General features: G+C 59.8%; 16 protein-coding genes. 12 read left to right on the top strand and 4 right to left on the bottom strand.

The genetic code is table 11. The annotated features are described in order from the left end of the window. The first annotated feature begins 158 nt into the window (after positions 1-158). Positions 159-1127 carry a tryptophan--tRNA ligase gene (gene trpS, locus G494_RS0111780; RefSeq protein ID WP_028584703.1) on the top strand — a complete coding sequence of 323 codons (969 nt, stop codon included), beginning with the start codon at positions 159-161 and terminating at the stop codon, positions 1125-1127. A gap of 130 nt (positions 1128-1257) precedes the next feature. Here the strand turns inward: trpS and G494_RS23155 are convergent, their stop codons facing one another. Together G494_RS23155 and G494_RS27920 are read right to left on the bottom strand one after the other, a co-directional pair. Beyond that, positions 1258-2229, bottom strand: coding sequence for a DMT family transporter (locus G494_RS23155; protein WP_051305635.1), 972 nt, complete (start codon positions 2227-2229; stop codon positions 1258-1260). Positions 2230-2334: 105 nt separating this feature from the next. Next, positions 2335-3288 carry a peptidylprolyl isomerase gene (locus tag G494_RS27920; RefSeq protein WP_208597670.1) on the bottom strand — a complete coding sequence of 318 codons (954 nt, stop codon included), beginning with the start codon at positions 3286-3288 and terminating at the stop codon, positions 2335-2337. 614 nt (positions 3289-3902) lie between these two features. Here G494_RS27920 and G494_RS23150 point away from each other — a divergent pair. The 5 genes from G494_RS23150 (at position 3903) to folP (ending at position 12548) form a co-directional block, all read left to right on the top strand. Beyond that, positions 3903-5201: a 3-deoxy-D-manno-octulosonic acid transferase gene (locus G494_RS23150; protein ID WP_161629980.1), complete on the top strand. Its 1299-nt coding sequence runs from the start codon at positions 3903-3905 to the stop codon at positions 5199-5201. Positions 5202-5271: 70 nt separating this feature from the next. Next, a complete protein-coding gene (gene carA, locus G494_RS0111760; protein WP_028584701.1) occupies positions 5272-6387 on the top strand; it encodes a glutamine-hydrolyzing carbamoyl-phosphate synthase small subunit in 1116 nt (371 codons plus the stop codon). 26 nt (positions 6388-6413) lie between these two features. Further along, the gene (gene carB / locus G494_RS0111755; RefSeq protein ID WP_028584700.1) at positions 6414-9638 is read left to right on the top strand and encodes a carbamoyl-phosphate synthase large subunit; all 3225 of its coding nucleotides are present in this window, start codon (positions 6414-6416) and stop codon (positions 9636-9638) included. Positions 9639-9745: 107 nt separating this feature from the next. Then, entirely contained in the window at positions 9746-11635 is a 1890-nt protein-coding gene (gene ftsH / locus G494_RS23145) for an ATP-dependent zinc metalloprotease FtsH (protein ID WP_035246338.1), read from the top strand. A gap of 37 nt (positions 11636-11672) precedes the next feature. Beyond that, the gene (folP, locus tag G494_RS23140; protein WP_232362543.1) at positions 11673-12548 is read left to right on the top strand and encodes a dihydropteroate synthase; all 876 of its coding nucleotides are present in this window, start codon (positions 11673-11675) and stop codon (positions 12546-12548) included. A gap of 30 nt (positions 12549-12578) precedes the next feature. Here the strand turns inward: folP and G494_RS0111740 are convergent, their stop codons facing one another. Beyond that, entirely contained in the window at positions 12579-15647 is a 3069-nt protein-coding gene (locus G494_RS0111740) for a ChaN family lipoprotein (protein WP_028584699.1), read from the bottom strand. Positions 15648-15939: 292 nt separating this feature from the next. On the opposite strand from G494_RS0111740, the gene G494_RS0111735 reads away from it, so the two are divergent. The 6 genes from G494_RS0111735 to trmFO all read left to right on the top strand — a co-directional run bounded on the left by G494_RS0111735 (position 15940) and on the right by trmFO (position 23458). Beyond that, the gene (locus G494_RS0111735; RefSeq protein ID WP_028584698.1) at positions 15940-17127 is read left to right on the top strand and encodes a 3-phosphoglycerate dehydrogenase family protein; all 1188 of its coding nucleotides are present in this window, start codon (positions 15940-15942) and stop codon (positions 17125-17127) included. A 340-nt stretch (positions 17128-17467) separates the two neighbouring features. Further along, positions 17468-18400, top strand: a complete 933-nt coding sequence (locus G494_RS0111730) for a DUF362 domain-containing protein (protein WP_028584697.1) — start codon at positions 17468-17470, stop codon at positions 18398-18400. A 615-nt stretch (positions 18401-19015) separates the two neighbouring features. Beyond that, on the top strand, positions 19016-20179 hold the full coding sequence (gene metK / locus G494_RS0111720) for a methionine adenosyltransferase (RefSeq protein WP_028584695.1): 1164 nt from the start codon (positions 19016-19018) through the stop codon (positions 20177-20179). Between the two features lie 55 nt (positions 20180-20234). Then, positions 20235-21521, top strand: coding sequence for an adenosylhomocysteinase (gene ahcY, locus G494_RS0111715; RefSeq protein ID WP_028584694.1), 1287 nt, complete (start codon positions 20235-20237; stop codon positions 21519-21521). 67 nt (positions 21522-21588) lie between these two features. Further along, positions 21589-22116, top strand: coding sequence for a 3D domain-containing protein (locus tag G494_RS0111710; protein ID WP_035246335.1), 528 nt, complete (start codon positions 21589-21591; stop codon positions 22114-22116). Between the two features lie 7 nt (positions 22117-22123). Further along, positions 22124-23458 carry a methylenetetrahydrofolate--tRNA-(uracil(54)-C(5))-methyltransferase (FADH(2)-oxidizing) TrmFO gene (gene trmFO / locus G494_RS0111705; RefSeq protein WP_153305855.1) on the top strand — a complete coding sequence of 445 codons (1335 nt, stop codon included), beginning with the start codon at positions 22124-22126 and terminating at the stop codon, positions 23456-23458. A 17-nt stretch (positions 23459-23475) separates the two neighbouring features. Here trmFO and G494_RS0111700 read toward each other — a convergent pair whose 3' ends face one another. After that, positions 23476-25248 carry a bifunctional DNA primase/helicase gene (locus tag G494_RS0111700; protein ID WP_028584691.1) on the bottom strand — a complete coding sequence of 591 codons (1773 nt, stop codon included), beginning with the start codon at positions 25246-25248 and terminating at the stop codon, positions 23476-23478. Between the last annotated feature and the right edge of the window lie 12 nt (positions 25249-25260).

Genomic DNA, 25260 nt, shown 5'->3' with positions numbered 1-25260 from the left:
TTTGGGTCTAATCTGGGTCTATCCTGGCGATCACCATGATATCCCTGTGGTAAACGTATCCAACGGGCCCGGTCTACGGGCCGTTTTGAAAGCTGAGCGAAAAAGAGCAGTCCCCAGAGGGCCTTTAGAGTAATCCTAGATACAAGGCAACACGAGCTATGAAACGCATACTTTCCGGCATCCAGCCATCGGGTAAACTTCACATCGGCAACTATTTCGGCATGATGAAGACCATGGTCCAGCAGATGAACACCTCGGACCTCTACGTCTTCATTGTCGATCTCCATGCCCTGACCTCGGTCCATGACCGGGAGCGTCTTCAGACCGGCACCCTGGAGGCTGCTGCAGACTTCCTCGCCCTGGGGCTCGATCCGGAGCGCTGTACCTTCTGGGTGCAGTCGGATGTGCCCGAGGTCTGCGAGCTCACCTGGATGCTCTCCACCCTCACCCCCATGGGACTGTTGGAGCGCTGCCACTCCTATAAGGATAAGGTGGCCAAGAATATTGCCCCCACCCATGGGCTCTTTTCCTATCCGGTACTGATGGCTGCAGATATCCTCCTCTACCAGGCCGAGGTGGTGCCGGTGGGCAAGGATCAGAAACAACACCTTGAGGTGGCCAGGGACCTTGCCCAGAAGTTCAACAACGCCTTTGGCGAGACCTTTGTCCTGCCTGAACCGGCCATCAGTGAATCTCTGGCCACGGTTCCCGGGGTCGACGGCCAGAAGATGTCCAAGTCCTATGGCAACACCATCCCCATCTTCATGGATGAAAAGCCCCTGCGTAAGGTGGTGATGTCCATCCAGACCGATGCCACCCCGGTGGAGGAGCCCAAGGATCCGGAGAACTGTAATCTCTATGCCCTGCTCAAGCTCTTTGCCTCCCCGGAAAAGATGGCCGAGGTCCATGACCTCTATCTCAACGGGGGAGCAGCCTACGGCTATCTGAAGCAGGATCTCTTTGAGTTGATCAACGACTACTTTGCCGAGGCCAGGGCGAGGAAGAGGGAACTGCTGGCCAACCCCGATTATCTCCGCCAGATCCTGGCCAGGGGAGCGGAAAAGGCCCGGGCCAAGGCCGTGGTGACCCTGGATCTGGCCCGGGACAGGATGGGGTTGAAATACTGAGGGCGAGCTTGAAACCTTGCCTCTGCAGCCGCACTCTCCGCGTCATGGGAGAAGATAGTCTCAGCGCATCCTCAAGCTCCCTGCCTGGACAGGAGGGACAGCTCAGGCGCGCCCCTTGAGCGGAGGCGCCTTAAAGATCGTCGGCCGCGTGGGAAGGGGTGGTGGGGCCTGACCCGCCTGCTGATCTCTGGGCCCGGGGCTGGTAGTTGAGGAGCAGCAGGCCGATCAGGACCAGGGCTCCTCCGGAGAGGAGGGAGAGGTCCAGTCCCTCGTTGAGCAGCAGTATCCCCCACACGACCCCGCAGACAGGGACCAGGTTGACAAAGAGCACCGCCCGGCCGGCCCCCAGCTCCCGAACCCCCTGGTAGAACCAGATAAAGCCCAGGGTCGTGCCGAAGAAGGCCAGGTAGAGGAGGCTGCCGCCTCCTCTCAGGGAGAGGGTAAGCAGCTCATGGCCCTTACCCATCAGGAGCATGGTCGGCAGGAGCAGGGCCGAGCCGGTCAGGCAGGAGTAGGTGACTGCGGTCAGGGGGGAGATCGCCCGGAGCACCCGCTTGCCCACCAGGGTGTAGGCTGTCCAGCTGAGCACCGCCCCCAGAAAGCAGAGCTCTCCCGCCCCTATCTCTCCCCTGAAGAGCAGCAGCAGGTCGCCCCGGGAGATCACCACCAGGGCCCCGGCCGCGGAAAAGCAGATGCCGAAACTGCGGCGGAGGTTGAACCGTTCTCCAAAGAAGAGCATGGCCAGCAGGGTGGTGATCACCGGGTTGGCAGCTATGATCATCGCGCCCCGGCCTGCCTCTATCCGTTGGAGTCCGGCAAAGAAGAAGAGGTTGTAGGCAAAGATGCCGGACAGGCCCAAGAGGGCCATGGCTCCCCATTGACGCAGGCTGAGCCGTTGCAGCCGTCCCTCTGTAGAGTAGATAAAGAGGAGCAGCAGCAGAGAGGCCAGCAGAAAACGGCCGCTGGCAGCGGTGACCGGATGGATCTCAGCGGTGGCGATCCGACCGGCTACAAAGGTGCCGCCCCAGAAGATCATGGTCAGAACCAGGCGGAGGTAGACGCCGCTGGTTGCTCCAGCGCTGGTTGCTCCAGGTTTGGACATGGCAGCTGTTCTCTTTGGCAGGGATGAAGGTGGAAAAGCAAAAAGGCAGGCCCTTGGGCCTGCCTTTTTAGGTGGGTGCTTAGCTGTTAAGGCAAGAGCCGCCCTTTAAAAATCAACCAGCTCCACGTCAAAGACCAGCCAGGCATTGGGCGGGATGACTCCGCCGGCGCCCTGTTCGCCGTAGGCCAGGTCCGGGGGAATGATCAGGGTGCGTTTCTCCCCCCGCTTCATCTGGCTGAGGGCCTCGTCCCAGCCGGGAATAACCCTGCCGGTGGCCACCGGAAACTGGATGGGCTCGTTGCGGTCATAGGAGCTGTCGAACTTACGGTTGTTGGCCAGGAGCCGACCGGTGTAGTGGGCGCTGATGGTGGTGCCGGCCTTGGGGGTGGGGCCGCTGCCCTCCTGCTCCACCTGATAGTAGAGACCGCTTCGGGTCTTCTTGGCGTTGGGCCACTTGTTCTTGATCTGTTTGGCGATCTCTTCCTGCTCTTCCTTGAGCTGGTCATTCTTGGCACCCTTGATCTCGGCCACAGCCCCGTCAAAGGCAGCCTGGTCGGTCTTGAACTGCTCTGCCGCCTTACCCTTGCGGATAATTTCGATGGTCTCGATGGTGTCTCCCTGGCTGATGGCGTTCACCACCTCCTGGCCCTCGAGTACCTTGCCGAAGACCGTGTGCTTGCCGTCCAGATGCGGGGTGGGCAGATGGGTGATGAAGAACTGGCTGCCGTTGGTGCCGGGGCCGGCATTGGCCATGGAGAGGATGCCTGGACGGTCATGTTTCAGGGCCGGATCAAACTCGTCGGGAAAGGTGTAGCCGGGGCCACCGGTGCCGGTGCCCAGGGGGCAACCGCCCTGAATCATGAAGTTGTTGATCACCCGGTGGAAGGCGAGGCCATCATAGAAAGGTGTGCCTGTCGGTTTGTCAGCGCCGCCCAACTCCAGTGAGCCTTCGGCCAGGCCGACAAAGTTGATCACAGTCAGGGGGGTCTTGTCGTAGTAGAGCTTAAGGAGGATGTCTCCCTTGTTGGTTGCTATCTTTGCGTAGAGTCCGTCTTTCATTTTTTTTTCCTCAAGGGCTGATACCGGTTGTCCGGAACAAAAAAGCAAGGCTGTCAGCACCAGTGGGATGAGCAATTTGTTCATTGAGTTCTCCGGTACAAAAAAGTTGGATGAGCAGGTGATTAGGGTTGTGCAGGGGAGCTTGAAAAGATTTTTTCCGCCGGTCTCCGGCTCAGGATCAGCTGTCGGTCATGGGCAGCGGCCGGCTAGCCGATGATCAACCCTTGTCCGTGAGGCCGGGTTTTCCAGAAAAAAGAGCTGTTCAAGGTCGCCCACGGTCGCCTTAGGGTACTGGTGGTACAGGGGCCAGTCATTATGGCTTGGAGAAGAACCTACCCGGGAACATCAACAGGGATGCCCATTTTTGGGCCTGGGATGGCCTTCAGGGGAAGCCTTGAATGGTCAGGCTTGCTTACAGGTTGGATCACGGCTTGTCAATGAAAAAGACCCCTGGCCGGTCTCGGCTCCGGCTGCTGTTATAAAGAGCGTCAGGGGGAGGGCAAAGGCATAAAAGTACCCTTTTACCGCATAATGGCCGAACAGTGTTGACGGTTAGATTGAATCCTGTTTTAATGGATGGTTTTGCAAATTCGCATTTTGGGATCGGTGCTACGGTGGTACAAATTTTCTATAGCGGCTACGGCCTCCTGGGCCTTGCAGGCCTGATGGTGTTGCGCCTGCTGCGCCCTCTACTCAGACGCCTGCCAAGCCGTTACAGCCATGGCCTTGATCAGCGCCTGGATGGCGTGCCCCAGGGGCTGTTAGCAGCGAAAAACGGGCAGCAGCGTCTCTGGGTGCATGCCTCCTCGGTGGGAGAGGTGCAGGCAGCGCTCATTATCCTTGAGGCCTTGGCCCGGGAGGTGCCGGGGCTGCAGTATCTGCTGACCACCACCACCGAGCAGGGCAACAAGGTGGCCCGCTTGCGTCTGGGAGAGGATATCCCCTGCCTGATGGCGCCCCTGGATGTGCCCTTGCTGGTCCGCAAGAGTCTTGAGCGTTTGCAGCCTGATCTCTATATCTGTCTGGAGACCGAGCTCTGGCCGGCGATGCTGCGGGAGAGCCGGCGAAGCGGGGTGCCGGTGGTGGTATTGAACGGTCGGATCTCCCAACGCTCCTTTCTCCGCTACTCTCGAGTCGCCGGGCTGATGTCCTGGCTGCTGCAGGGCGTGGCCGGGGTCGCGGCCATCGGTCAGGAGGATGGCCGCCGATTCATCGGTCTGGGAGTCGCCCCTGCGCGGGTACGGGTTTGCGGCAATGTCAAGTCGGCAGCCGTCGCGCCTCCGGGCGGTACGGCCCGGGCCCATTATCGCCGGCTGCTGCAATTGAACCGTGAACAGGTTTTTATCTGCGGCTCTACCCATAGGGGCGAAGAGGCCCTGCTTCTTCAGGTCTATCAGCAACTGGCTGCCTGCCGTCCCGTGGTCTGGCTGCTTGCTCCGCGGCACCTCGAGCGGTTGGCAGAGGTGGCAGAGCTCCTGTACCGGGCCGGGATCGGCTTTGATTATTACTCCACCCTGGAGAAGGGGGGGCAGCGCGGCCATGCCGTGGTCCTGATCGACACCATGGGTGAACTGGCCGAACTCTACAGCGTTGGTGCCTATAATTTCTGCGGCGGCAGTCTGGTGGACCAGGGCGGCCATAACATCATGGAAGCCGTCCGCTGGGGGCGTCCGGTGTACTATGGTTCGAGTATGGCTGATTTTCAGGGTCCCGCTGCCCAGCTGGAGGCAGCCGGCTGCGGTTTCCGGGTAGAGGATGGTGAGGCCCTGGCCGCGCTGCTCCTGCACCACCAGACCGACCGGAAGGCGTATCAAGCTGCCTGTCTGCAGGCAGAGGCATTGAAGAGCGGGCAGACCGCAATTGTCCAGCAGCAGCTTGCCCTGGTGAAAGAGCTGCTGCAGCCTGAAGCCTAGCTGTGGGGCATGAGGCTACACCTGGCTGCTGGTCGGAATTTTCAGTTAACCCTTAGATAACGAATGATTTATGAAAGCATTGATCGGGCTTGAAGATGGCACTGTGATATCCGGAAAATCCTTTACCGGACCCGGTGAGGTGATGGGAGAGATGGTCTTTAATACCAGCATGAGCGGTTATCAGGAAGTCTTGACCGACCCCTCCTATACCGGCCAGCTGGTGACCATGACCTACCCCTTGATCGGCAACTATGGCGTAAACGAAGAAGATATGGAGTCTGCCGGGGTTCACCCCAGAGCCTTTCTGATGCGTGAGTACCAGGCCCTGCCCAGTAACCATCGGGCCACCGGGACCCTGGTCGACCTCCTGCAGCGCCATCAGGTTCTGGGGATAGAGGGGTTTGATACCAGGATGCTGACCCGTCTGCTCCGCAAGAGCGGGGCCATGAAGGCGGCTATCTCCACCGAGGACCTGGACGGCGACTCCCTGGTGGCCAAGGCCCGGAGCTGGGCCGGCCTGGTGGGCCGGGATATGGTGGCCAGGGTCAGCTGTGCTCGCCCCTATCTCTGGACTGCGGAAGGTCCCCGGGAGGCGGCTGCCTTTCCGGCAAGCGGCTCTGCTGCCTTTCGGGTGGTGGCGCTTGACTTTGGTGCCAAGTACAACCAGCTGCGGCTGCTGAGCCAGTACGGCTGCCAGGTGATGGTGGTGCCGGCGACCACCGGTGCCGCCGAGATTCTGGCCCTGCAACCTGATGGTATCTTTCTCTCCAATGGCCCGGGTGACCCGGACGGAGTCCAGGGCGTGGTGGAAAACGTCCGCCAACTCTTGGGGAAAAAACCCATCTTCGGGATCTGCCTGGGCCATCAGATGCTCGCCCTGGCTTATGGCGGCTCCACCTATAAACTGAAATTCGGCCACCGCGGCGGCAACCAGCCGGTCAAGGACCTGACCACCGGCAAGGTGGAGATCACGGCCCAGAATCACGGCTTCTGCGTCGATCCCGAAAGTCTGCCCCCTGAGGTTGAGGTCACCCATATCAACCTCAACGACAACAGCCTCGAGGGGATGCGCCACCGCGACTATCCGGCATTCTCGGTGCAGTACCACCCCGAATATGCACCCGGCCCCCATGATGCGGAGTACCTCTTTAGCCGTTTCATAGAACTGATGCAGCAGTCCCGTTGATCTCTCCTCTTAGCTGACATATATCCATGCCTAAACGAACAGATATCCAGAAGATTTTAATTATTGGCTCCGGTCCGATCATCATCAGTCAGGCCTGTGAATTCGATTACTCAGGGGCCCAGGCGGTCAAGGCCCTGAAGGAGGAAGGATTTGAGGTGATCTTGATCAACTCCAATCCGGCCACCATCATGACCGACCCCGGCCTGGCTGACCGGACCTATATCGAACCCATCACCCCCGAGTGTGTGGCCAAGGTGATCGAGCGGGAGCGGCCCGATGCCCTGCTGCCTACCCTGGGCGGCCAGACTGGCCTCAACACCGCCATCAAGGTGGCGGAGATGGGGGTGCTGGAGAAGTACGGGGTGGAGATGCTGGCCGCAGACGTCGCTGTCATCCAGAAGGCCGAAGGCCGGGAAGAGTTCCGTGATGCCATGCTCAAGATCGGGCTCAAGGTGCCCGAGTCCTTCATCGTCCAGACCCTTGATGATGCCATGGCTGCCGGTGAATCCATCGGTTTCCCCATCATCGTCCGTCCCAGTTTCACCCTGGGTGGTACCGGAGGCGGGGTGGCCTACAACCGCAGCGAGTTGCGCGAGCTGGCCACCGCCGGCCTCGACCTCTCCATGACCACCGAGATCATGGTGGAGCGCAGCCTGCTGGGCTGGAAGGAGTATGAGCTTGAGGTCATGCGGGACAAAAATGACAACGTGGTCATCATCTGTTCCATCGAAAACATCGATGCCATGGGGGTCCATACCGGTGATTCGATCACCGTTGCCCCGGCCCAGACCCTGACCGATCGGGAATACCAGGAGATGCGGGATGCCGCCATCGCCATCATCCGCGAGATCGGGGTGGAGACCGGCGGCTCCAATGTTCAGTTTGCCGTCAATCCCAAAGACGGCGAGCTGATGATCATCGAGATGAACCCCAGGGTCTCGCGTTCCTCGGCCCTGGCCTCCAAGGCCACCGGTTTTCCCATTGCAAAGATCGCCGCCAAGCTGGCCGTGGGCTATACCCTGGATGAGATCAAGAATGATATCACCCGGGAGACCTATGCCTCCTTTGAGCCCACCATCGATTACTGCGTGGTCAAGATTCCGCGCTGGACCTTTGAGAAGTTTCCGGAGACCGAGGATCTCCTGACCACGGCCATGAAGTCCGTGGGCGAGACCATGGCCATTGGCCGGACCTTTAAAGAGGCCTTTCAGAAGGGGATGCGTTCCCTGGAGATCGGCCGGATGGGCTTTGGCTTTGACGGCAAGGAGGAGATGAACGAACTCCACCAGGATGATCTCCAGCGCGGCCTCAGCCAGCCCAACTCCAAGCGGCTCGCCTTTCTCTTTGAGGCCCTGCGTCGGGGCATGGAGCTCCCGCAGATCCATGAGCTCAGCCTGATCGATCCCTGGTTTCTGGACCAGTTGCAGCAGATTGTCGAACAGGGCAAGGTGATTGAGGACCTGGGTTTCAGCGGCCTGGACCAGGAGGCCCTGTTTGCGGCCAAGCAGTACGGGTTTTCCGATGTCCAGCTGGCCAAACTCACCGGTACCTCGGAGGACGATATCCGCCAGCTGCGTCTCCAGCTGGGGCTGGAGCCGGTCTATAAGCTGGTGGACACCTGTGCAGCCGAGTTTGAGTCCTATACCCCCTACTACTACTCCACCTATGAGCAGGAAGATGAGGTCCGGCTCACCGATCGGAAGAAGATCATGATCCTGGGGGGCGGGCCCAACCGGATCGGTCAGGGCATCGAGTTCGATTACTGCTGTGTCCACGCCTCCTTTGCCCTGCGTGAGATCGGGGTGGAGTCGATCATGGTCAACTCCAACCCGGAGACCGTTTCCACGGATTACGACACCTCGGATAAGCTCTACTTCGAGCCCCTGACCCGGGAGGATGTGCTCAACATCATTGAACGGGAGAAGCCCGACGGCGTCATCGTCCAGTTCGGCGGCCAGACCCCCCTGAACCTGGCCGTACCCCTGGACAGGATGGGGGTACCCATCATCGGCACCCCGCCCGATGCCATTGACCGGGCCGAGGACCGGAAACGCTTCCAGCAGCTGCTCCAGAAACTGGGTCTGCGCCAGCCGGACAACGGCACTGCCCACACCCTGGAAGAGGCCCTCCAGGTGGCAGAAAAGATTGGTTTCCCGGTGGTGATGCGGCCCTCCTATGTCCTGGGCGGACGTGATATGCGGATCGTCTACAACGAGGCCGGGATCCGGGACTTCATGAATATCCCTGGCATGGCCGGCAGCGAGGCCCCGGTGCTCCTGGATCAGTTCCTCAAAGACGCCATCGAGGTGGACGTGGATGCGGTCTGTGACGGCACCATGACCGTGATCGGCGGGATCATGGAGCATATCGAGGAGGCCGGGATCCATTCCGGTGACTCTGCCTGTGTGCTGCCGCCCCATACCCTGTCTGCGGCCATGGTGGAGGAGATCAGCCGGGCCACCAAGGCCATGGCCGAAGAGCTCGGGGTGATCGGTCTGATGAATGTCCAGTACGCGGTCAAGGGCGAGACCCTCTACATCCTGGAGGTCAATCCCAGGGCCTCCCGCACGGTGCCCTTTGTCTCCAAGGCCACCGGCGTGCAGCTGGCCAAGGTCGCCACCAAGGTGATGATGGGCATGAGCCTCAAGGAACTGGGCTTTACCCGGGAGAAGCAGCTGTCCCACTGGGCGGTCAAAGAGGCGGTCTTTCCCTTTGATCGTTTTGAGAATGTCGATACCCTGCTGGGGCCGGAGATGAAGTCCACCGGCGAGGTCATGGGCATCGATGACGATCTGGGCCAGGCCCTGGCCAAGGCCCAGCTGGCCGGAGGCACGGATCTGCCCCTGGAGGGCACGGTCTTTCTCTCGGTTCGTCACGGTGACAAGGACGCGGTGGTCAGGGTTGCCCGCAAGCTGGTGGAGCTGGGCTACACCCTGCTGGCCACCAAGGGAACCGCGGCCCGGCTGGTGGAGGAGGAGATTGCCTGCACCGAGATCAACAAGATCTCCCAGGGCAGACCCCATATTCTGGATAAGATCGAAGACGGTGAGGTCCAGTGGATTCTCAACACCTCCGCCGGTACCCGGACCACCGAAGACTCCTACACCATCAGGCGGGCGGCCCTGGACTACCATATCCCCTATACCACCACCATCACCGGCGGTTGGTCCATGGCCCTGGCTGTGGAGTCGCTGATGGCCAAGGATGTCGGGGTGAAAACGGTTCAGGAATTCTCTGAAAGCATTGACTGAGATGGAAATGGTATTACTATAAGTTCAAAGCTGTGCACGAGAGGTGTCGGTGGGACTGCTCAGGCCCCGCCGACACTCGTTTAACGACACTATTTTGGGAGTTTTTTTTGAATACCTTCTATAAAAATCTAAGCATGTGGCTGGTCATTGGCCTGACCATGATTCTCCTCTTCAACCTCTTCAACAAACCCCACTCCACCAGCAACTCCATGACCTACAGCGAATTCTGGTCCAGTGTGGAGAGCGGGGCGATCAATAAGGTGAATATCAGGGGAGAGAAAATCACAGGTGCGGGTCTTGATGGTCGTCCCTTTGTCACCGTGGCTCCCGACGATGCCGAGCTTATCCCCATGCTCAGGCAGTCAGGGGTGGATATCTCGGTGAAGGAACCTGAAGAAACTCCCTGGTATCTGACGATCTTTATCTCCTGGTTCCCCATGCTGCTCCTGATCGGAGTCTGGATCTTCTTCATGCGCCAGATGCAGATGGGTGGGGGCAAGGGTGGGGCGCTCTCCTTCGGCAAGACCAGGGCCAAACTCCAGGGTGAGGGCGAGGTCCAGGTCACCTTCAAGGACGTGGCCGGGATAGACGAGGCCAAGGAGGAGCTGGAGGAGATTATCGATTTTCTCCGTGATCCCCAGAAGTTTACCAAGTTGGGCGGTCGCATCCCCAAGGGGGTGCTCCTGGCCGGTTCCCCGGGTACCGGCAAGACCCTCCTGGCCCGGGCCATTGCCGGCGAGGCCGGGGTGCCCTTCTTTACCATCTCAGGCTCTGACTTTGTGGAGATGTTTGTCGGGGTTGGTGCCTCCAGGGTACGTGACCTCTTTAACCAGGGCAAAAAAAATGCCCCCTGCATCATCTTCATCGATGAGATCGATGCCGTGGGCCGTCATCGCGGCGCCGGTCTCGGCGGCGGTCATGACGAGCGCGAACAGACCCTGAACCAGCTCCTGGTGGAGATGGATGGTTTTGAGGGCAATGACGGGGTGATCATCATCGCGGCCACCAACCGTCCCGATGTGCTCGATCCCGCCCTGCTCAGGCCCGGACGTTTCGATCGCCAGGTGATGGTCCCGGTTCCCGATGTCAAGGGTCGGGAACAGATCCTCCACATCTACGGGAAGAAGACCAAGTTGGCCGATGATGTGGACATGGCGGTCATCGCCCGCGGTACCCCTGGATTTTCCGGGGCTGATCTGGAGAACCTGGTCAACGAGGCCGCCCTGATGGCTGCCCGTCAGGGCAAGGAGGAGATTGACGCCGAACAGCTGGAACGGGCCAAGGACAAGGTGATGATGGGTGCGGAGCGCCGCTCCATGATGATCTCGGAGAAGGAGAAGGAAATCACCGCCTACCATGAGGCCGGTCATGCCCTGGTGGCGCGCTTTCTGCCGGGAACCGATCCCATCCATAAGGTCACCATCATTCCCCGCGGCCGGGCCCTGGGCCTGACCATGCAGCTGCCCATGGATGAGAAGTATACCCATGCCCGCGGCTTCCTGCTCAACTCCATTGCCATCCTCTTTGGTGGCCGGGTGGCGGAAAAACTGGTCTTTGATGAGATCACCACCGGAGCCGGCAATGATATCGAGCGGGCCAGTGAACTTGCCCGCAAGATGGTCTGTGAGTGGGGTATGAGCGACGAACTGGGTCCCCTGGCCTATGGCAAGAAGGAAGAACAGATCTTCCTTGGCCGTGAGATCGCCCAGCACCGGGATTACAGTGAGCTCACTGCCCAGAAGATCGATGAGGCGGTGAAGCGGATCATCCTGGATGCCAACGATTCGGTGACCCGCCTGCTGGAAGACAACATGGATGTGCTCAAGGCCGTGGCTGAAGAGCTTCTGGAAAAAGAGACCATCATGCTGGAAGACATGAATCGGATCATTGCCGAATTACGGGGTGAAGAACTCCCCGCAGAGGGCGCCGATTCTGCGGAACCGGTGGCCGAAGCCGTGGTCGAGAGCAAGGACGAGGAAGAGACCATCGAGGTGTAAGAGGAACAGAACGGCATGATCAGGGGTTGATTGGCTGGTGCAGCCAATCAACCCTTTTTTTATGGCAGTGGTGGAGAAGGTCGAGCTGGAGGAGAGCATGGCAGACGAGCAGGTACGGATCATGGGGATTCTCAATGTCACCCCGGACTCGTTTTCAGACGGTGGCCGCTTTGTACGGCCAAAGGAGCTGGAGGCCCAGGTACGAAGACTGCTGGCCGAGGGGGCGGATATCATCGATGTGGGTGGGGAATCCAGCCGTCCCTTTGCCGAGCCGGTGGCTGAGGAGGAAGAGCTTGCCCGGGTTCTGCCGGCCATTGCCGCCATCCGCGGCTGCAGCAGCACCATCCCGGTCTCCATTGATACCACCAAGGCCCGGGTGGCCCGGGCCGCCCTGGCCGCCGGCGCCACCATGGTCAACGATATTTCGGCTCTGCAGCACGATCCTGCCATGGTCGAGGTCGTCCAGGCCTACCAGGGGCCGGTGATCATCATGCATATGCAGGGCGATCCCGCCACCATGCAGCTCAGCCCCAGCTACGGGGATCTGATCAGCGAGATCAACGCCTTTTTCAGCGAACGTCTGGCCTGGCTCGAGCAGCAGGGGATCAAGCGTGAGCGGGTGATCCTGGACCCGGGAGTCGGTTTCGGCAAGACCCTGGACCATAACCTGGCCATCCTCAGCCATATCCAGTCCTTTACAACACATGGCTGCCCTCTGCTGATCGGTCATTCCCGAAAATCCTTTTTCAACACCCTGTTTGAGCTCTCCCCGCTGGAGCGGGACCTGCCCACGGCCGTGGTGTCAGCGCTCTGTGCCCTCCAGGGGGTGGACATCCTCCGGGTCCACGCGGTCAAAGAGAACCGTCAGGCCGTGGCTCTGGCCCGGGTCTGTGGAGGGGCGGCCACGCCCTGAGCTTCCAGCTCTCCGGGGCAGTGGCCTGTATCAGGGCACGCTGAACCGGGGATGCTCCCTGGGCATCCTCCCTGGCTGCAGGTTGGACAACTCCAGCCGATAGTGGAGTTGCTGCCCCTGCCGCCGGACCCGGATATCGACCTGATCTCCGGGGCTGCGGTCCAGGAGACTGCATTTAAGATCAGCCACGCTGGTCACCGGAGTCCCGGCCACTGCGGTGATGATATCGCCCGCCTGCAGGCCTGCCTCAGCAGCCTGACCATGGGGGCTGATCCGGCTGATCCGCACCGTCTCCTCATCCCGCTGTTCCAGGACGACTCCCATCTTTCCCGCCGGCCGCAGTTCCATGGGCCTGGTAGGGATCAGGAAGTCTGCTTCCTCCTCCCTTGCTCCTCCGGGATTGCTGCCACCCTCCGGGATGACCACCCGCTGTACCAGCGCGGGCAGTCTCCGCTGGACCCGGGGAGGAATACCGCTCCGGCGATCGACATGACCCCTGCCGGCGATGACGACCAGCTGGTGCTCCGGGAACTTCCTGAGGGCAAAGACAACCGACTCGGCCATGGTCTCGTCCCAGAGCGCCTGGGCCTGGATAAAGCCTGCAAATCCCTTTGATCCACGGCTCCGGTGCATCCGGAAGATCGGTTCCAGCCGTTGGCGGTAACCGGGCAGGCTGAGGTCCCGCTCGGCGGCAACCGTGGCCAGCTGCTCGCTGGAGAGCTGGTCTGTGTTGCCGCTGTGAAAGAGGGAGGAGGTGAGGGCCTTGTCCAGGTTGAGGCCGACCATGGGCAGCTGGTGGGCCCGGGCAAAGCTGATGATCTCCCTGTAGAGGCGGTAGTCATAGCCCCAGACCTGAAAGTATCGGGATGCCTGGAGAAAGTCCTGCTCACTGAAGGAGGGATCGCTGCTGTAGCGGTCCAGGGCTGCCTGGGAGGAGCGGGGGAACATCTCCATGCCGATGACCATCTTCGGGTTGCGCAGGTAGAGGGCCTGGATCAGCTGGAGCTGGAGCAGGTGGGCGCTGTAATCGGTATGGGACTCGCCGATATAGATGACCCGGCTCGCTGCAAGTCGGCCGACGATCTGGCTGAAGTCCAGCAAGGCCCGGGTCGGTACGCCCTGGGGAGGAGCGATCAGCGGGGCCTGGATGCCGTTCACGCTCGCTTGGACTCTTTTTTCCCGGATCTGCCCCCCTTGAAAGAGCAGAGTGGAATATTTGCCGTAATGGTCCAGCCTGCCGGCCGCGGCGCGGGTCTCCTCCCTGGAGGCACTGTCCACCAGCACCATGATTCCTTCCGGCTTGAGCGGATTTTCCCGGACCTGCAGGGAAAACCCGGTTGTTGTTCCGCCTGGGTCTGCAAAGAGACTGCTGCGCTGGCCGCTTTTGCCCAGGAAGAGCCAGGCGCCCTGCTGCAGCTCCCGGTTGCTGACCTCCTCCTCCCTCTTCAGCTCGGCGCCCAGTTGGCGGAGCCTTTGGATTAGGGGCTGATATGGCTCAGCATCGACGGCAGGGACCAGGATCCTGGCCTGCTCGGCTCCCAGGTAGTGTGCCCAGGTGGGGACCCATTCCTGGCGGGACAGGCGGCGGAGCAGATCATAACCAGGATCTATGCTGAGACTGCGGGGCAGGTAGTCGCTGTGCAGTTCAACCTGTTCCCTGCTGCTGTTGGTGGTGATGCGTTCTTCCCTGATTCCGCCCAGGGTGGTGATTCGGATGGGGATCTCCAGGGTGTAGGGCTCCCGGCTCTGTTGGACCAGCTCAAAGCGAATCACCGAACCACCCTGTTCCTGGCTGATCTCCAGCTGCTCAAGGCCGAGATTCGGGATATCGCTGCCTTGCAGCCACTGGCTGAAAAACGGGGACAGGTTTTGGCCGGAGACCCGGCTAAAGGAGGCCTCAATCTCCTCCCAGCCCACATAGCTGAAGCGGTTGTTCCGGTAAAAATCCCTGAGCCCCTCCTGGAAGAGAGTTGTGCCCAGTTTTTGGCGGAGCATATGAAAGAGCATCGCAGCCCTGTCATAGCCCACCGCCCGCTTGAGTCTGGAATCAGCCTGGTCATGCCCGGCGTCGCGGAACTGCGCCAGGCTGAAGAGGTTGTCTTCAGGCACAGCGGCATCATAACGGAGGAGTCGGTTTTTACGGTAACTCTGTGCCCGCTGCCCCTGCTCTGCCTGGAGATGATCTGCCAGGTAGCTGGTCAGCCCTTCGGACCAGTTGCCCGAGGCCGGGGCGACAAAGACCCCGTTGCCCCACCAGGAGTGAAGGATCTCATGGCCCAGGGAGGTGTCTTTGATAAAGGGCAGCCGGATGACCGCCTGGCCCAGGAGGGTGAAGGTGGGCATGGCCAAACCCGTTGGCAGCCGGTTTTCGACTATGCTGTAGCGGTTGTAGGGGAAAGGGCCGATCAGCCCCTCATAGGAGCGGATATACTCCTGGGCCCGATCCAGGTATTCTGCAGCCAGCTGAGCGTCTTCTGCAAAGAAATAGCTGGACAGGGTCAGCTCACCGAGCCGGCGGGACTGCACCTGGTAGGGGCCTGCAACGAAATGGATGCCGGCCAAGGGGATCGTGAAACTGGTTTGGATCTCTCTCTGCTTGCCGCGGACCCGGCTGATGATGGTCTCGGCCTCGCTGATGGCGGTGAAGTGCCTGGGGATAAGCGCCTTGAGGGTGAAGGTCATCGCCTGGTCTGCCAGGGGGTGCCATGAGCCGGCCAGGGTGATTCCCTGGGCGGAGATCAGGTTGTCCTGGTCCTGCTGATCCCTGGTGGAGAGCTCCCAGGAGAGGTAGAGTTCCCTGGCCTGGGGAGAGGGCGGAAGCCGAAGGATGTTGCCAGCTCCCATGGCCGGTGTCTGCGGGGTCTGTCCGGCCCGCTCAAGGACGGTGCCGGTGACGGTCAAGGACCCACAACGGAGCCCTAGCCCTCTGTTGGCCGGAATGGAGAGCCGTGAGGTACCCCGGAGGAGCTGCTCCTTGAGATCAAAGCTGATGGAGATGGTGTGGTGCAGCGAGGTGGGCTGGGCCGCGGAGAGCTCCAGGGGGAGGCTCAGGAGGAGGGCCAGGAGGAGGGGCCAGAGAAGGCCTGTCACTGTTTTCATAGGGTATCGCCTTGTTGGGATTGGCAGGGGCGAGGATCATAGCGGTAACCATAAGCATCCTGCCGGGATAGGGAAGGGAAGCCTGGGTTGGCGCCCCCCTTGGCTCTTGACAATGCGCAATGGTTCATTGTAGGTTTCTGGCTCATCTTTGCTTCTTTTTTCATCGGTTTCTATCCCTGCTGCCCCGGATCTGCTTCAGCTCTCCCTGAGCCTGGATCATGGGGCGAGGAGAACACAAAATCGCGCCGGCAGCCAAGCGTTGTTCAGGCGACTACAACCATGAGGAAGTCCCATGCAGCCTATTCGAATTAAAACCATGAATGCCATTGCCCGGGAAGGCTTGTCCCTGTTCACAGATCGCTACAGTGTGGATTCGGATGAGAGCAACCCCCTGGGGTTGGTGGTCCGCAGTTCCAAGGTGGAGTTGTCACAGTTCCCTGAACTGTTGGCCGTAGCCCGGGCAGGTGCTGGTGTTAATAATATAGCAGTGGATGAGGCTTCGGAAAAGGGTATCTGTGTGTTCAACACCCCGGGTGCCAATGCCAATGCCGTGGTGGAGCTGGTCTATACCACCCTGGGCATCTGGCTGCGCAACGTGGAAAAGAGTATCTCCTTTTGCAAGCAGCTCACCGAACTGGGTGATGATGAGTCCATTAACCGGGAGGTGGAGGCCCAGAAGAAACTCTATAAGGGCGAGGAGATGGCCGGCAAGACCCTGGCCGTGATCGGCCTGGGCAAGATCGGGGTCGGGGTGGCCAATGCCGGACTGCATCACGGCATGCGGGTCATCGGTTTTGATCCTTTTCCTGCCATGGACAACATCCACGGACTCTCCTCGGAGGTGATCCTGGCCAGGTCCAGGAAGGAGGCCCTGGGGCAGGCGGACTTCATCAGTGTCCATATCCCCCTTAACAAAAATACCCGCGGCTATGTCACGACCAAGGATTTCCTGGAGTTTCTCCAGGACGGCGCCATCCTGATCAACTATGCCCGCGGTCCCATCGTCGATGAAGAGGCGGTCCTGGCGGCCTTGGCCAGCGGCAAGCTGCGTGGTCATATCTCTGATTTTCCTTCGGTCAACTTTATCGGTCATGAGAAGATCGTCGTCACGCCCCATCTGGGTGCCTCCACCTCAGAGTCTGAGGAAAACTGTGCCACCATGGCGGTAAAGGAGCTGATGAGTTACCTGGAGTACGGCAATATCGTCCACAGCGTCAACTTTCCCAATGTGGAGACCATCCCCACCGTGGATGTCCATACCCGCCTGACCGTGGTCAACCGCGACCAGCCCGGGATGATCGCCCTGGTCAGTAATATCCTGGGCAAGTATGATATCAATATTATGAACTATACCAACAAGAGCAACGGTTCCCTGGGCTACAACATCATCGACTGTGCCGGTCCGGTTCCTGCCGAGGTGGAGAAAGAGATCTGCCAGCAGGAAGGGGTGCTGCGGACCCGGGTTATTGCCTTCCAGTGATTTCGTGGTCAAACCGGGTAAAAAATATCCAACAGCTGCCGGTGAGGTAAAAAAAAAGGTAACTTTCTGTTGAAACACATTTTTTTAAAGGAGGGGCTTGAATCATCGAAACGTGAGGTTCAAATATTTGAACTTAAGGTCGAGCCGCTATCCCGGGATTCTCTCTGCTGGTCTCTTGTAAGTGGTTGTTGTATTGGCAGGAAAAAAGTTTGAGGCTTCTGTTTTTGTTGTGGTATCATTTCTGCATATTTCCAGGGCAGAGATACTTCATCTCTTCTCTCCTTTACCGGCTTGACTCTTCTCTGGGTTAAGCCGGTTTTTTTTTCGTGGGGGTTTTTGGATGGCTGAAGAGAAGAGCAGCGTCGGCCTGCTCGCCTGTGCAGACTATGATTCCAGCGGATTGGCCCTGGGGGTGGATCAACTCCTGACGGCTGTTCTTGCCAGGTCTTCCTGGCATTCCTGTCATGTCCTGGTGAAGCCGAACCTGATCAGTGCGAGCAGGGCCCTGGCCTGTACCGAGCCTGCCGTCCTGGCTGCGGTCTGTGGCTGGTTCATCGATCGTGGCGCTCGGGTGGAGGTGGGTGATTCACCGGCCTTTGGCACTGCCGGGAACGTCCTTGATCGCATCGGGGCCCTGGCTCCCCTGCAACGACTCGGGGTGGGCGTTCGGGAATTTGACCAGGCGGAGCAGTTGGTCCTGCCCGGAGGGGGGAAGGTAGGCCTGGCCGCGGCTGCCCGGGAGTGTGATCTGCTGGTCAACCTGCCGCGCCTCAAGGCCCATGCCCAGACCAGGCTGACCATGGCGGTGAAAAATTTGTTTGGTTGTGTGGTCGGTTTCCGCAAGCCCTGGTGGCATATGGTCCATGGCGGTGAAGCGGGATCGTTCCTGGAACGGATCGTTGAGCTCCCGGCAGTTTTGCCGCCCGGGGTCGCCCTCCTGGACGGCATCAGGGCCATGCATGTCACCGGCCCGGTCCATGGCAGACCCTTTCAGCTCGGTCTCTTGGGCTGTGCCCGCAATGGGGTGGCCCTGGATACGGCGCTGTTGAAGGTCCTGGACGTGGCTCCCTCCAGCTGCCCCCTCTGGGGTGCTGCCCGGCGGCTGGGCAGGGCAGGGGTCGAACTGGAGGAAATATCCTGGCTCTTTCAGCGGCCCGAGGAGCTGGCGGTTCGCGGCTTTTGTCTGCCCGATGAACTCATGCCCATTCGTTTCAACCCCTTTCGTTTCCTGAAGAACAGTCTGCGTCGCCTGCTCTTGAACTCCAGGCCCTGAGCCTGCGGAATTCGGTGGTGGCATCAATGTACCTTGGCCTGATAAACTTTAGGGTACCTTGAAAAATGAGATTTTTCGATCAAGCTCAAGGCATGGGGAAACTTGTATCCCAGGCATATGATACCTATTCCGAGGGTACAATTTTCACCATAACGCAAAGATAGGAAGAAAAGGCAATCTTGCAAGGTGGCCTGTACTCTTCCAGTTGGCCAGGCACCAGGGATCGTCACCGAATCATGGCCAGGAGCGGGTTCTGCAGCGCCTTTTCTACCCAGACAGATTATTTTCGCCTAAGCTGCGCATTGGGGTTGAGTTTTTTTTGAGATGCAGGTAGAGCTATAGGGTCGTTTCAGCTGAAATCTTGAGATCATTTGCAGCTGTATTTTCTCAGACCCGGGGAGCAGCTGCAGGCTGCCGGCGGCAAGGGGTAGGGGAAGAAGGCGGGACCCTCTTGCTCTACTGTACCTGTAACAGGTATCCCCTGCAGGCGCGGCTGTAGCTCCGCGACAGCCCAACCCCCCGGGTGAGCTGCCGCCGCAGACGCCTCTTCGAACCTGATTAATACTATCATCATCTTCACCATACTTTTCTTTAAACTGTAAGGAACATATCTCTATGTCAAATCATCTTTTTACCTCAGAGTCGGTATCTGAAGGCCATCCTGACAAGGTTGCCGATCAGATCTCTGATGCCATCCTTGATGCCATCCTCGAACAGGACCAACACGCCCGGGTGGCCTGTGAAAGTCTGGTGACCACCGGCATGGCCCTCATTGCCGGAGAGATTACCACCTCGGCCTGGGTGGATATGCCTGATATCGTGCGTCAGACCATTCGGGAGATCGGCTACAACTCTTCGGATATGGGCTTTGACTGGCAGTCATGCGCGGTGATGACCTCCATCGATAAGCAGTCTGCCGATATCGCGGTGGGCGTGGATGAGGGCAGCGGCCTTGATCTGGATCAGGGCGCCGGTGATCAGGGATTGATGTTTGGCTATGCCTGTGATGAGACCGAGGTGCTGATGCCCATGCCCATCACCTACTCCCACCTCCTGGTCAAGCGTCAGGCCGAGGTGCGCAAGGCCGGGGTGTTGCCCTGGCTGCGTCCCGATGCCAAGAGTCAGGTGACCATCGAGTACGAAGATAATGTGGCCAAGCGGGTGGAGGCCGTGGTCCTCTCCACCCAGCACAGCCCTGAGGTCAACTATGCCGATCTGAAGGAAGGCGTGATGGAAGAGATCATCAAGCCCATCCTGCCTGCGGCAATGATCGATGCCGATACCAAGTACTTCATCAACCCCACGGGCCGTTTCGTTATCGGCGGACCAGTGGGTGACTGCGGGATCACCGGCAGAAAGATCATCGTCGACTCCTACGGTGGTCGGGGCTCCCACGGCGGTGGGGCCTTTTCCGGCAAGGATCCATCCAAGGTCGACCGTTCCTCCTCCTACATGGGCCGCTACGTGGCCAAGAATATCGTGGCCGCCGGCCTGGCCAGTGAGGTGGAGGTGCAGGTGGCCTACGCCATCGGCATCTCCCGACCGGTCTCCATCAATGTGAAGACCTTTGGCACCGGTAAGGTCAGCGAGGCGGAGCTGGTGCGTATTGTCGGCCAGGTCTTTGACCTGCGGCCCAAGGCCATTGTCCAGCACCTGAATCTGTTACGGCCCATCTACAGGAAGACCGCGGCCTATGGTCATTTCGGTCGGGAACTGGCAGAGTTTACCTGGGAACGAACCGATCAGGTAGAGGCCTTGAAAGCGGCCGCCGGACTGTAAGCCCCATTTATCCACAATTTGAGTACGCCCCCTCCGGGGAGTGCAGGAGTAGAGCATGACCGATTATAAAGTAGCCGATATGAACCTGGCCGATTGGGGCCGCAAGGAAATTGCCATTGCCGAGACCGAGATGCCCGGCCTGATGGCCCTGCGCGAGGAGTTTGCAGCCCAGCAGCCCCTGGCCGGTGCCCGGATTGCCGGTTGCCTCCATATGACCATCCAGACCGCCGTGCTGATGGAGACCCTGGTTGCCCTGGGTGCCGAGCTGCGCTGGTCATCCTGTAATATCTTCTCCACCCAGGATCATGCCGCTGCCGCCATGGCCGGCGCCGGTATCCCCACCTTTGCCTGGAAGGGAGAGACCGAGGAGGAGTTCTGGTGGTGTATCGAACAGACCATCTTTGGCCCGGAGAACTGGCGCCCCAACATGATCCTGGATGACGGCGGCGACCTGACCCTGGTGATGCATCAGAAGTATCCTGAGCTGATGGAGGAGATCAGGGGGATCTCCGAGGAGACCACCACCGGGGTACTGCGCCTCAACGAGATGGCCAATGACAGCAGTCTGCTGGCCCCGGCCTTCAACGTCAATGACTCGGTGACCAAATCAAAATTTGACAACCTCTATGGTTGTCGCGAGTCCCTGCTGGACGGCATCAAGCGGGCCACCGATGTGATGGTGGCCGGCAAGATTGCCGTGGTCGCCGGCTACGGAGATGTGGGCAAGGGTTGTGCCCAGGCCTTCCGGGGGATGGGAGCCACGGTCCTGGTCACCGAGATCGATCCGATCTGTGCCCTGCAGGCGGCCATGGAAGGCTACCGGGTGGTGACCATGGAGGAGGCCGCAAAGGTGGGTGAGATCTTCGTCACCTGTACCGGTAACCTCCGGGTGATCAACCGTCATCACATGGACATGATGAAGGATCAGGCCATTGTCTGTAACATCGGTCACTTTGACTCGGAGATTGATATCGCCAGTCTGCGCGAACTGACCTGGGAGAACATCAAGCCCCAGGTGGACCACGTGATCTTCCCCGATGGGAAGCGGCTGATCATCCTGGCAGAGGGACGGCTGGTCAATCTGGGCTGCGCCACCGGTCATCCCAGCTTTGTGATGAGTAACTCCTTTACCAATCAGGTGCTCGCCCAGATGGAACTGTGGCAGAATCATCAGCAGTATGAGAACCAGGTCTACTTCCTGCCCAAGCAGTTGGATGAGAAGGTGGCCAGTCTTCATCTTCAGAAGATCGGTGCCACTTTGACCGAGTTGACCCAGGAGCAGGCCGACTACATCGGGGTAGCGGTGAGCGGTCCCTTTAAGCCGGATTACTATCGGTATTAACGGGTCTTTTTTTTCCATTTTTTTGGGTACAGGGCAGAGTGAGCATACCATTCTGCCCTTTTTTTTTATGCGCCATATCTCTGTCTGCTCGATCCTGCTGGTTGTTGTCCTTGGTCTCTGTAGCTGTACAGGCTACCAGACCAGGGTGATGGAAACCACCGCCTACTGCGGCTGCGGCGCCTGCTGCTCCTGGGAGCGGGGGAGGTGGCTGTTCTTGAAACTCGACTTCTGGAACAGGTATGTGAGTGCAGGATCACGCAGGGGCGCACCCTATAGCGGAAAGACCGCGGCAAACACCGTGCCTGTGGAGCCCCAGGCCGGCCTTCTCTCTCTGGACAGCCTGACCCACCCCTGGATGATCCCGGTGCGGCTCATCTTTCCCTGGTTATGGAGTCAGCGTGACGGCACCCTGGCTGCAGATACCGACTACTACCCATTCGGCACCCGGATACATATCCCGGGCTATGGCTGGGGGGTGGTCACCGACCGGGGAGGGGCCATCCAGGGGCCGACGCGCTTGGATCTCTACTTTGAGTCCCATGGAGAGGCCCTGCAGTGGGGCCGCAAACATCTTGAAGTACAAATAGATTGGTGAACAAGACGTGAAAGACAATACGACCATTACCATCATCGGCGGCGGTTTGGCCGGCTGTGAGGCTGCCTGGCAGGCGGCAGCACGGGGGGCCTCCGTGGTGCTCTATGAGATGAAGCCCCATCGATTCAGCCCGGCCCATGAATCCGAGGCCCTGGCAGAGCTGGTCTGTTCCAACTCCCTGCGAGCCGATGGCCTGAATTCGGCGGTGGGCCTGCTCAAGGAGGAGATGCGGCGCCTGGACTCCCTGGTCATGGAGGCCGCCGCTGCCACGGCAGTACCGGCGGGCAAGGCCCTGGCCGTGGATCGACAGGGCTTTGCCGCCCATATCACCCGGGCCCTGGAGGCCCATCCGGCCATCGAGATCCGTCGTCAGGAGGTAACCAGCCTGCCCCAGGCCTCGGAGCAGGCTCCGGTCATCCTGGCCACCGGTCCCCTGACCTCGGCAGCCATGGCAGAAGAGTTGCAGCGCATCAGCAAGGACAACCTGGCCTTCTATGACGCCATTGCTCCCATCATCGACGCGGACAGCCTTGACCGGGCCAAGATCTATCGCAAGTCCCGTTGGGATGATGACACACCCGGGGATTATCTCAACTGCCCCCTGAGCGAAGAGGAGTATACCGCCTTTCTGGCCCGGTTGATGGCGGCGCCAACGGTTCCCTTGAAGGATTTTGAAGAGGCGAAATATTTTGAAGGCTGTCTGCCCATCGAGGTGATGGCCGCCAGGGGGCCGGAGACCCTGCGGTTCGGACCGATGAAGCCAGTGGGCCTTGCCCACCCGGAAAGCGGTGAGATGCCCCATGCCGTGATCCAGCTGCGGGCGGAGAATAGGGAGGAGACCAGTTACAATATGGTCGGTTTCCAGACCAAGCTGAGCTATGGCGCCCAGCAGGAGGTTTTCCGGACCATTCCAGGACTGGAGCAGGCCGAATTCCTGCGCCTGGGATCGATCCATCGTAATACCTTTATCTGTGCCCCCAAACTGCTTGACCCTTCTCTCCAGCTCTTAGAGCGGCCCGGCCTCTTTATTGCCGGCCAGTTATCCGGTGTGGAGGGGTATGTGGAGAGTGCGGCCATGGGGTTGTTGGCAGGGATCAATACCGCGGCCCTGGCACTGGGGGGCGCTCCAACTCCGCCACCACCTGCGGCCACCGCCCTGGGGGCCCTGGTGCGACACCTCACCGCCTCCGATGCCGGCCATTTTCAGCCCAGCAACGTCAACTTCGGCCTCTTTCCTCCACTCAGGCAGAAGATGCGCAAAAAGGAGCGGGGCCCTTTCCGGGCCAAGCTGGCCCTGGAACTGCTGGAGTCGTGGCAGGAGAGCCTCTCCGCCAGGGGCTGAGCTCTCCCAGGGGCGGGCTACTCGCAGAGCTCCACAAATCCCCAGAACGGGTAGTCCAGTCGATAGGAGCTGATTTTCCCCGGGGGCTGCTCCCGACTGGCAACCAGCCAGAGATCGTTGCATCTGGTTGCCGGGGGGCTCTGCTCAAAGGGATCCCACTGGGGCAGGAACACCAGGGCATTGTCTGCAGAGTAGGCAATGTCCCCTGAGCCCTTGAAGGAGCCCAGCTGGGGAACTCGCTCGAACTGGCCGTCCTGGCCCCGGGTCAACTCGGAGATGACCAGAAAGGTGACGTTCTGTTCGTCGCGGATCGCTTCCATCTGGCGTAGCCAGCCGTCGATCCCCGAGCGGCGCTGGCTGAGATCCTTGAACGGGAGCTTGTGGAGGCTGTCCACCACCACCACGGTATGGTTGCTGCGGGTCTCGTGTTGGAGAAAATCGATGTGGCGGCGCATGGTCTCCGGGCTCAACTTGCGGTCATTCACCACCCGGAACCAGCGCAGCAATCCCTGCAGCTGTTTGCGGGCACGGTCCAGGCGTTGCTGCTCCTCTGCATCGAGACCGCCAGCGGCCAGTTGCCCCACGGCCAGTCGACTGAGTCGCGCCAGGGTACGCTGGTAGATCTTCTGCTTCCCGTTTTCAAAGTCATAGTAGATCACCGCTCTCTTTTGTCGGGCAAGCTCTGAGGCGAGCTGGATGAAAAGACACGATTTTCCGGATTTGGGCGTGCCGCCCATGATATTGATCCCCTTAAAACCTCCCAGGGCCTGGCTGAGCCGAAGGAACTCGGGGGGCGGAGCCGTCAGGCTGTTTTCTGTCTCCCGGTGGAGCCGTTCTTTGAAGTGCTGATACTCCTGCTCCGGAGTGGCAAAGGGAGAAAAGGCCCGGGCCTTTTGGAGCATGGCAAAGACCTGGTGCTGGAAGCGGCTACCATACTCATGGGCCATGGCCGGCAGGGAGTAGTCACGGGGCTGGCTCTCCTGCCAGCGGACCAGGCGGACTTTGTAGCCTGTCCTGGTGGCAAAGTTGCGGGCAGCAGCCATGGACTCGGCGCTGTTGTTGACCCAGAGGTAGAGGGTCTCTATCCACCGGAAGTGGAGGGGATCAAGCTGCTCCAGGTCAGAGGCTGCAGGGAGAGCAATGACCGGCAGGCCAAGTTCCTTGAGGGTGAGCAGACTCTGTTCGCCCTCCACCAGAATCAGGGCGCCGTTTTCACAGCGTTGGATCTCCAGTTGGTTGAACAGATGGAACCTGGGGGTGGTGAACTGCTCGTTGCCGTACCAGAAGGCATCTTCAGCCTTATCCGGGTGGACACAGCGCGCGGCATAGTAGTTGCCGTCGCTCTGGATATAGGGATAGACCAGGTAACGGCCGTTATAGCCGATCTGCAGGGCGCTCAATACCTGGGGGGAGATGCCGTAGCGCTCGAACTTCTGGCGCAGTTCAGTGGTCATCTTCTCCGTAAAATCGATGACCTCCTGGTTGATGTTTTTTACGGGAAGATCAACCTCGCCTCCCAGGTATTCCCGCTCAGGGTCGTAGCCCGGAACTGTGTGGAGATCCAGCCCCAGCTGCCGGGCAAAGGAGAGGGGGAATCCTCCCGGGCTGCAGCGGCTCTGACACTGGAAATAGCCGTGAAAGAAGCTCTCTTCATTGAGGAAGACCGTCAACTGACCGGGTTTTTCTTTCCCCTGGAGACGACAGAAGGGACAGGGCGCCTTGAGGACCTTGTTGCTGAGGAGCGCTTCAGGTACGGCGTTTTGGTAGAATTCGCTGACAGCATCCGACATACAGGCACCTCC

It is taken from the genome of Desulfogranum mediterraneum DSM 13871 (genome assembly GCF_000429965.1).
GTDB classification, from domain to species: domain Bacteria; phylum Desulfobacterota; class Desulfobulbia; order Desulfobulbales; family Desulfobulbaceae; genus Desulfogranum; species Desulfogranum mediterraneum.
This window is presented reverse-complemented; position numbering and strand designations above follow the sequence as displayed.

Coding starts and splice junctions, on each gene's coding strand:
- ahcY (WP_028584694.1), top strand. CDS start 20,235: ATGACCGATTATAAAGTAGCCGATATGAACCTGGCCGATTGGGGCCGC.
- trpS (WP_028584703.1), top strand. CDS start 159: ATGAAACGCATACTTTCCGGCATCCAGCCATCGGGTAAACTTCACATC.
- G494_RS0111710 (WP_035246335.1), top strand. CDS start 21,589: ATGCGCCATATCTCTGTCTGCTCGATCCTGCTGGTTGTTGTCCTTGGT.
- G494_RS0111735 (WP_028584698.1), top strand. CDS start 15,940: ATGCAGCCTATTCGAATTAAAACCATGAATGCCATTGCCCGGGAAGGC.
- carA (WP_028584701.1), top strand. CDS start 5,272: ATGAAAGCATTGATCGGGCTTGAAGATGGCACTGTGATATCCGGAAAA.
- G494_RS23155 (WP_051305635.1), bottom strand. CDS start 2,229: ATGTCCAAACCTGGAGCAACCAGCGCTGGAGCAACCAGCGGCGTCTAC.
- carB (WP_028584700.1), top strand. CDS start 6,414: ATGCCTAAACGAACAGATATCCAGAAGATTTTAATTATTGGCTCCGGT.
- G494_RS0111700 (WP_028584691.1), bottom strand. CDS start 25,248: ATGTCGGATGCTGTCAGCGAATTCTACCAAAACGCCGTACCTGAAGCG.
- G494_RS0111740 (WP_028584699.1), bottom strand. CDS start 15,647: ATGAAAACAGTGACAGGCCTTCTCTGGCCCCTCCTCCTGGCCCTCCTC.
- metK (WP_028584695.1), top strand. CDS start 19,016: ATGTCAAATCATCTTTTTACCTCAGAGTCGGTATCTGAAGGCCATCCT.
- G494_RS27920 (WP_208597670.1), bottom strand. CDS start 3,288: ATGAAAGACGGACTCTACGCAAAGATAGCAACCAACAAGGGAGACATC.
- G494_RS0111730 (WP_028584697.1), top strand. CDS start 17,468: ATGGCTGAAGAGAAGAGCAGCGTCGGCCTGCTCGCCTGTGCAGACTAT.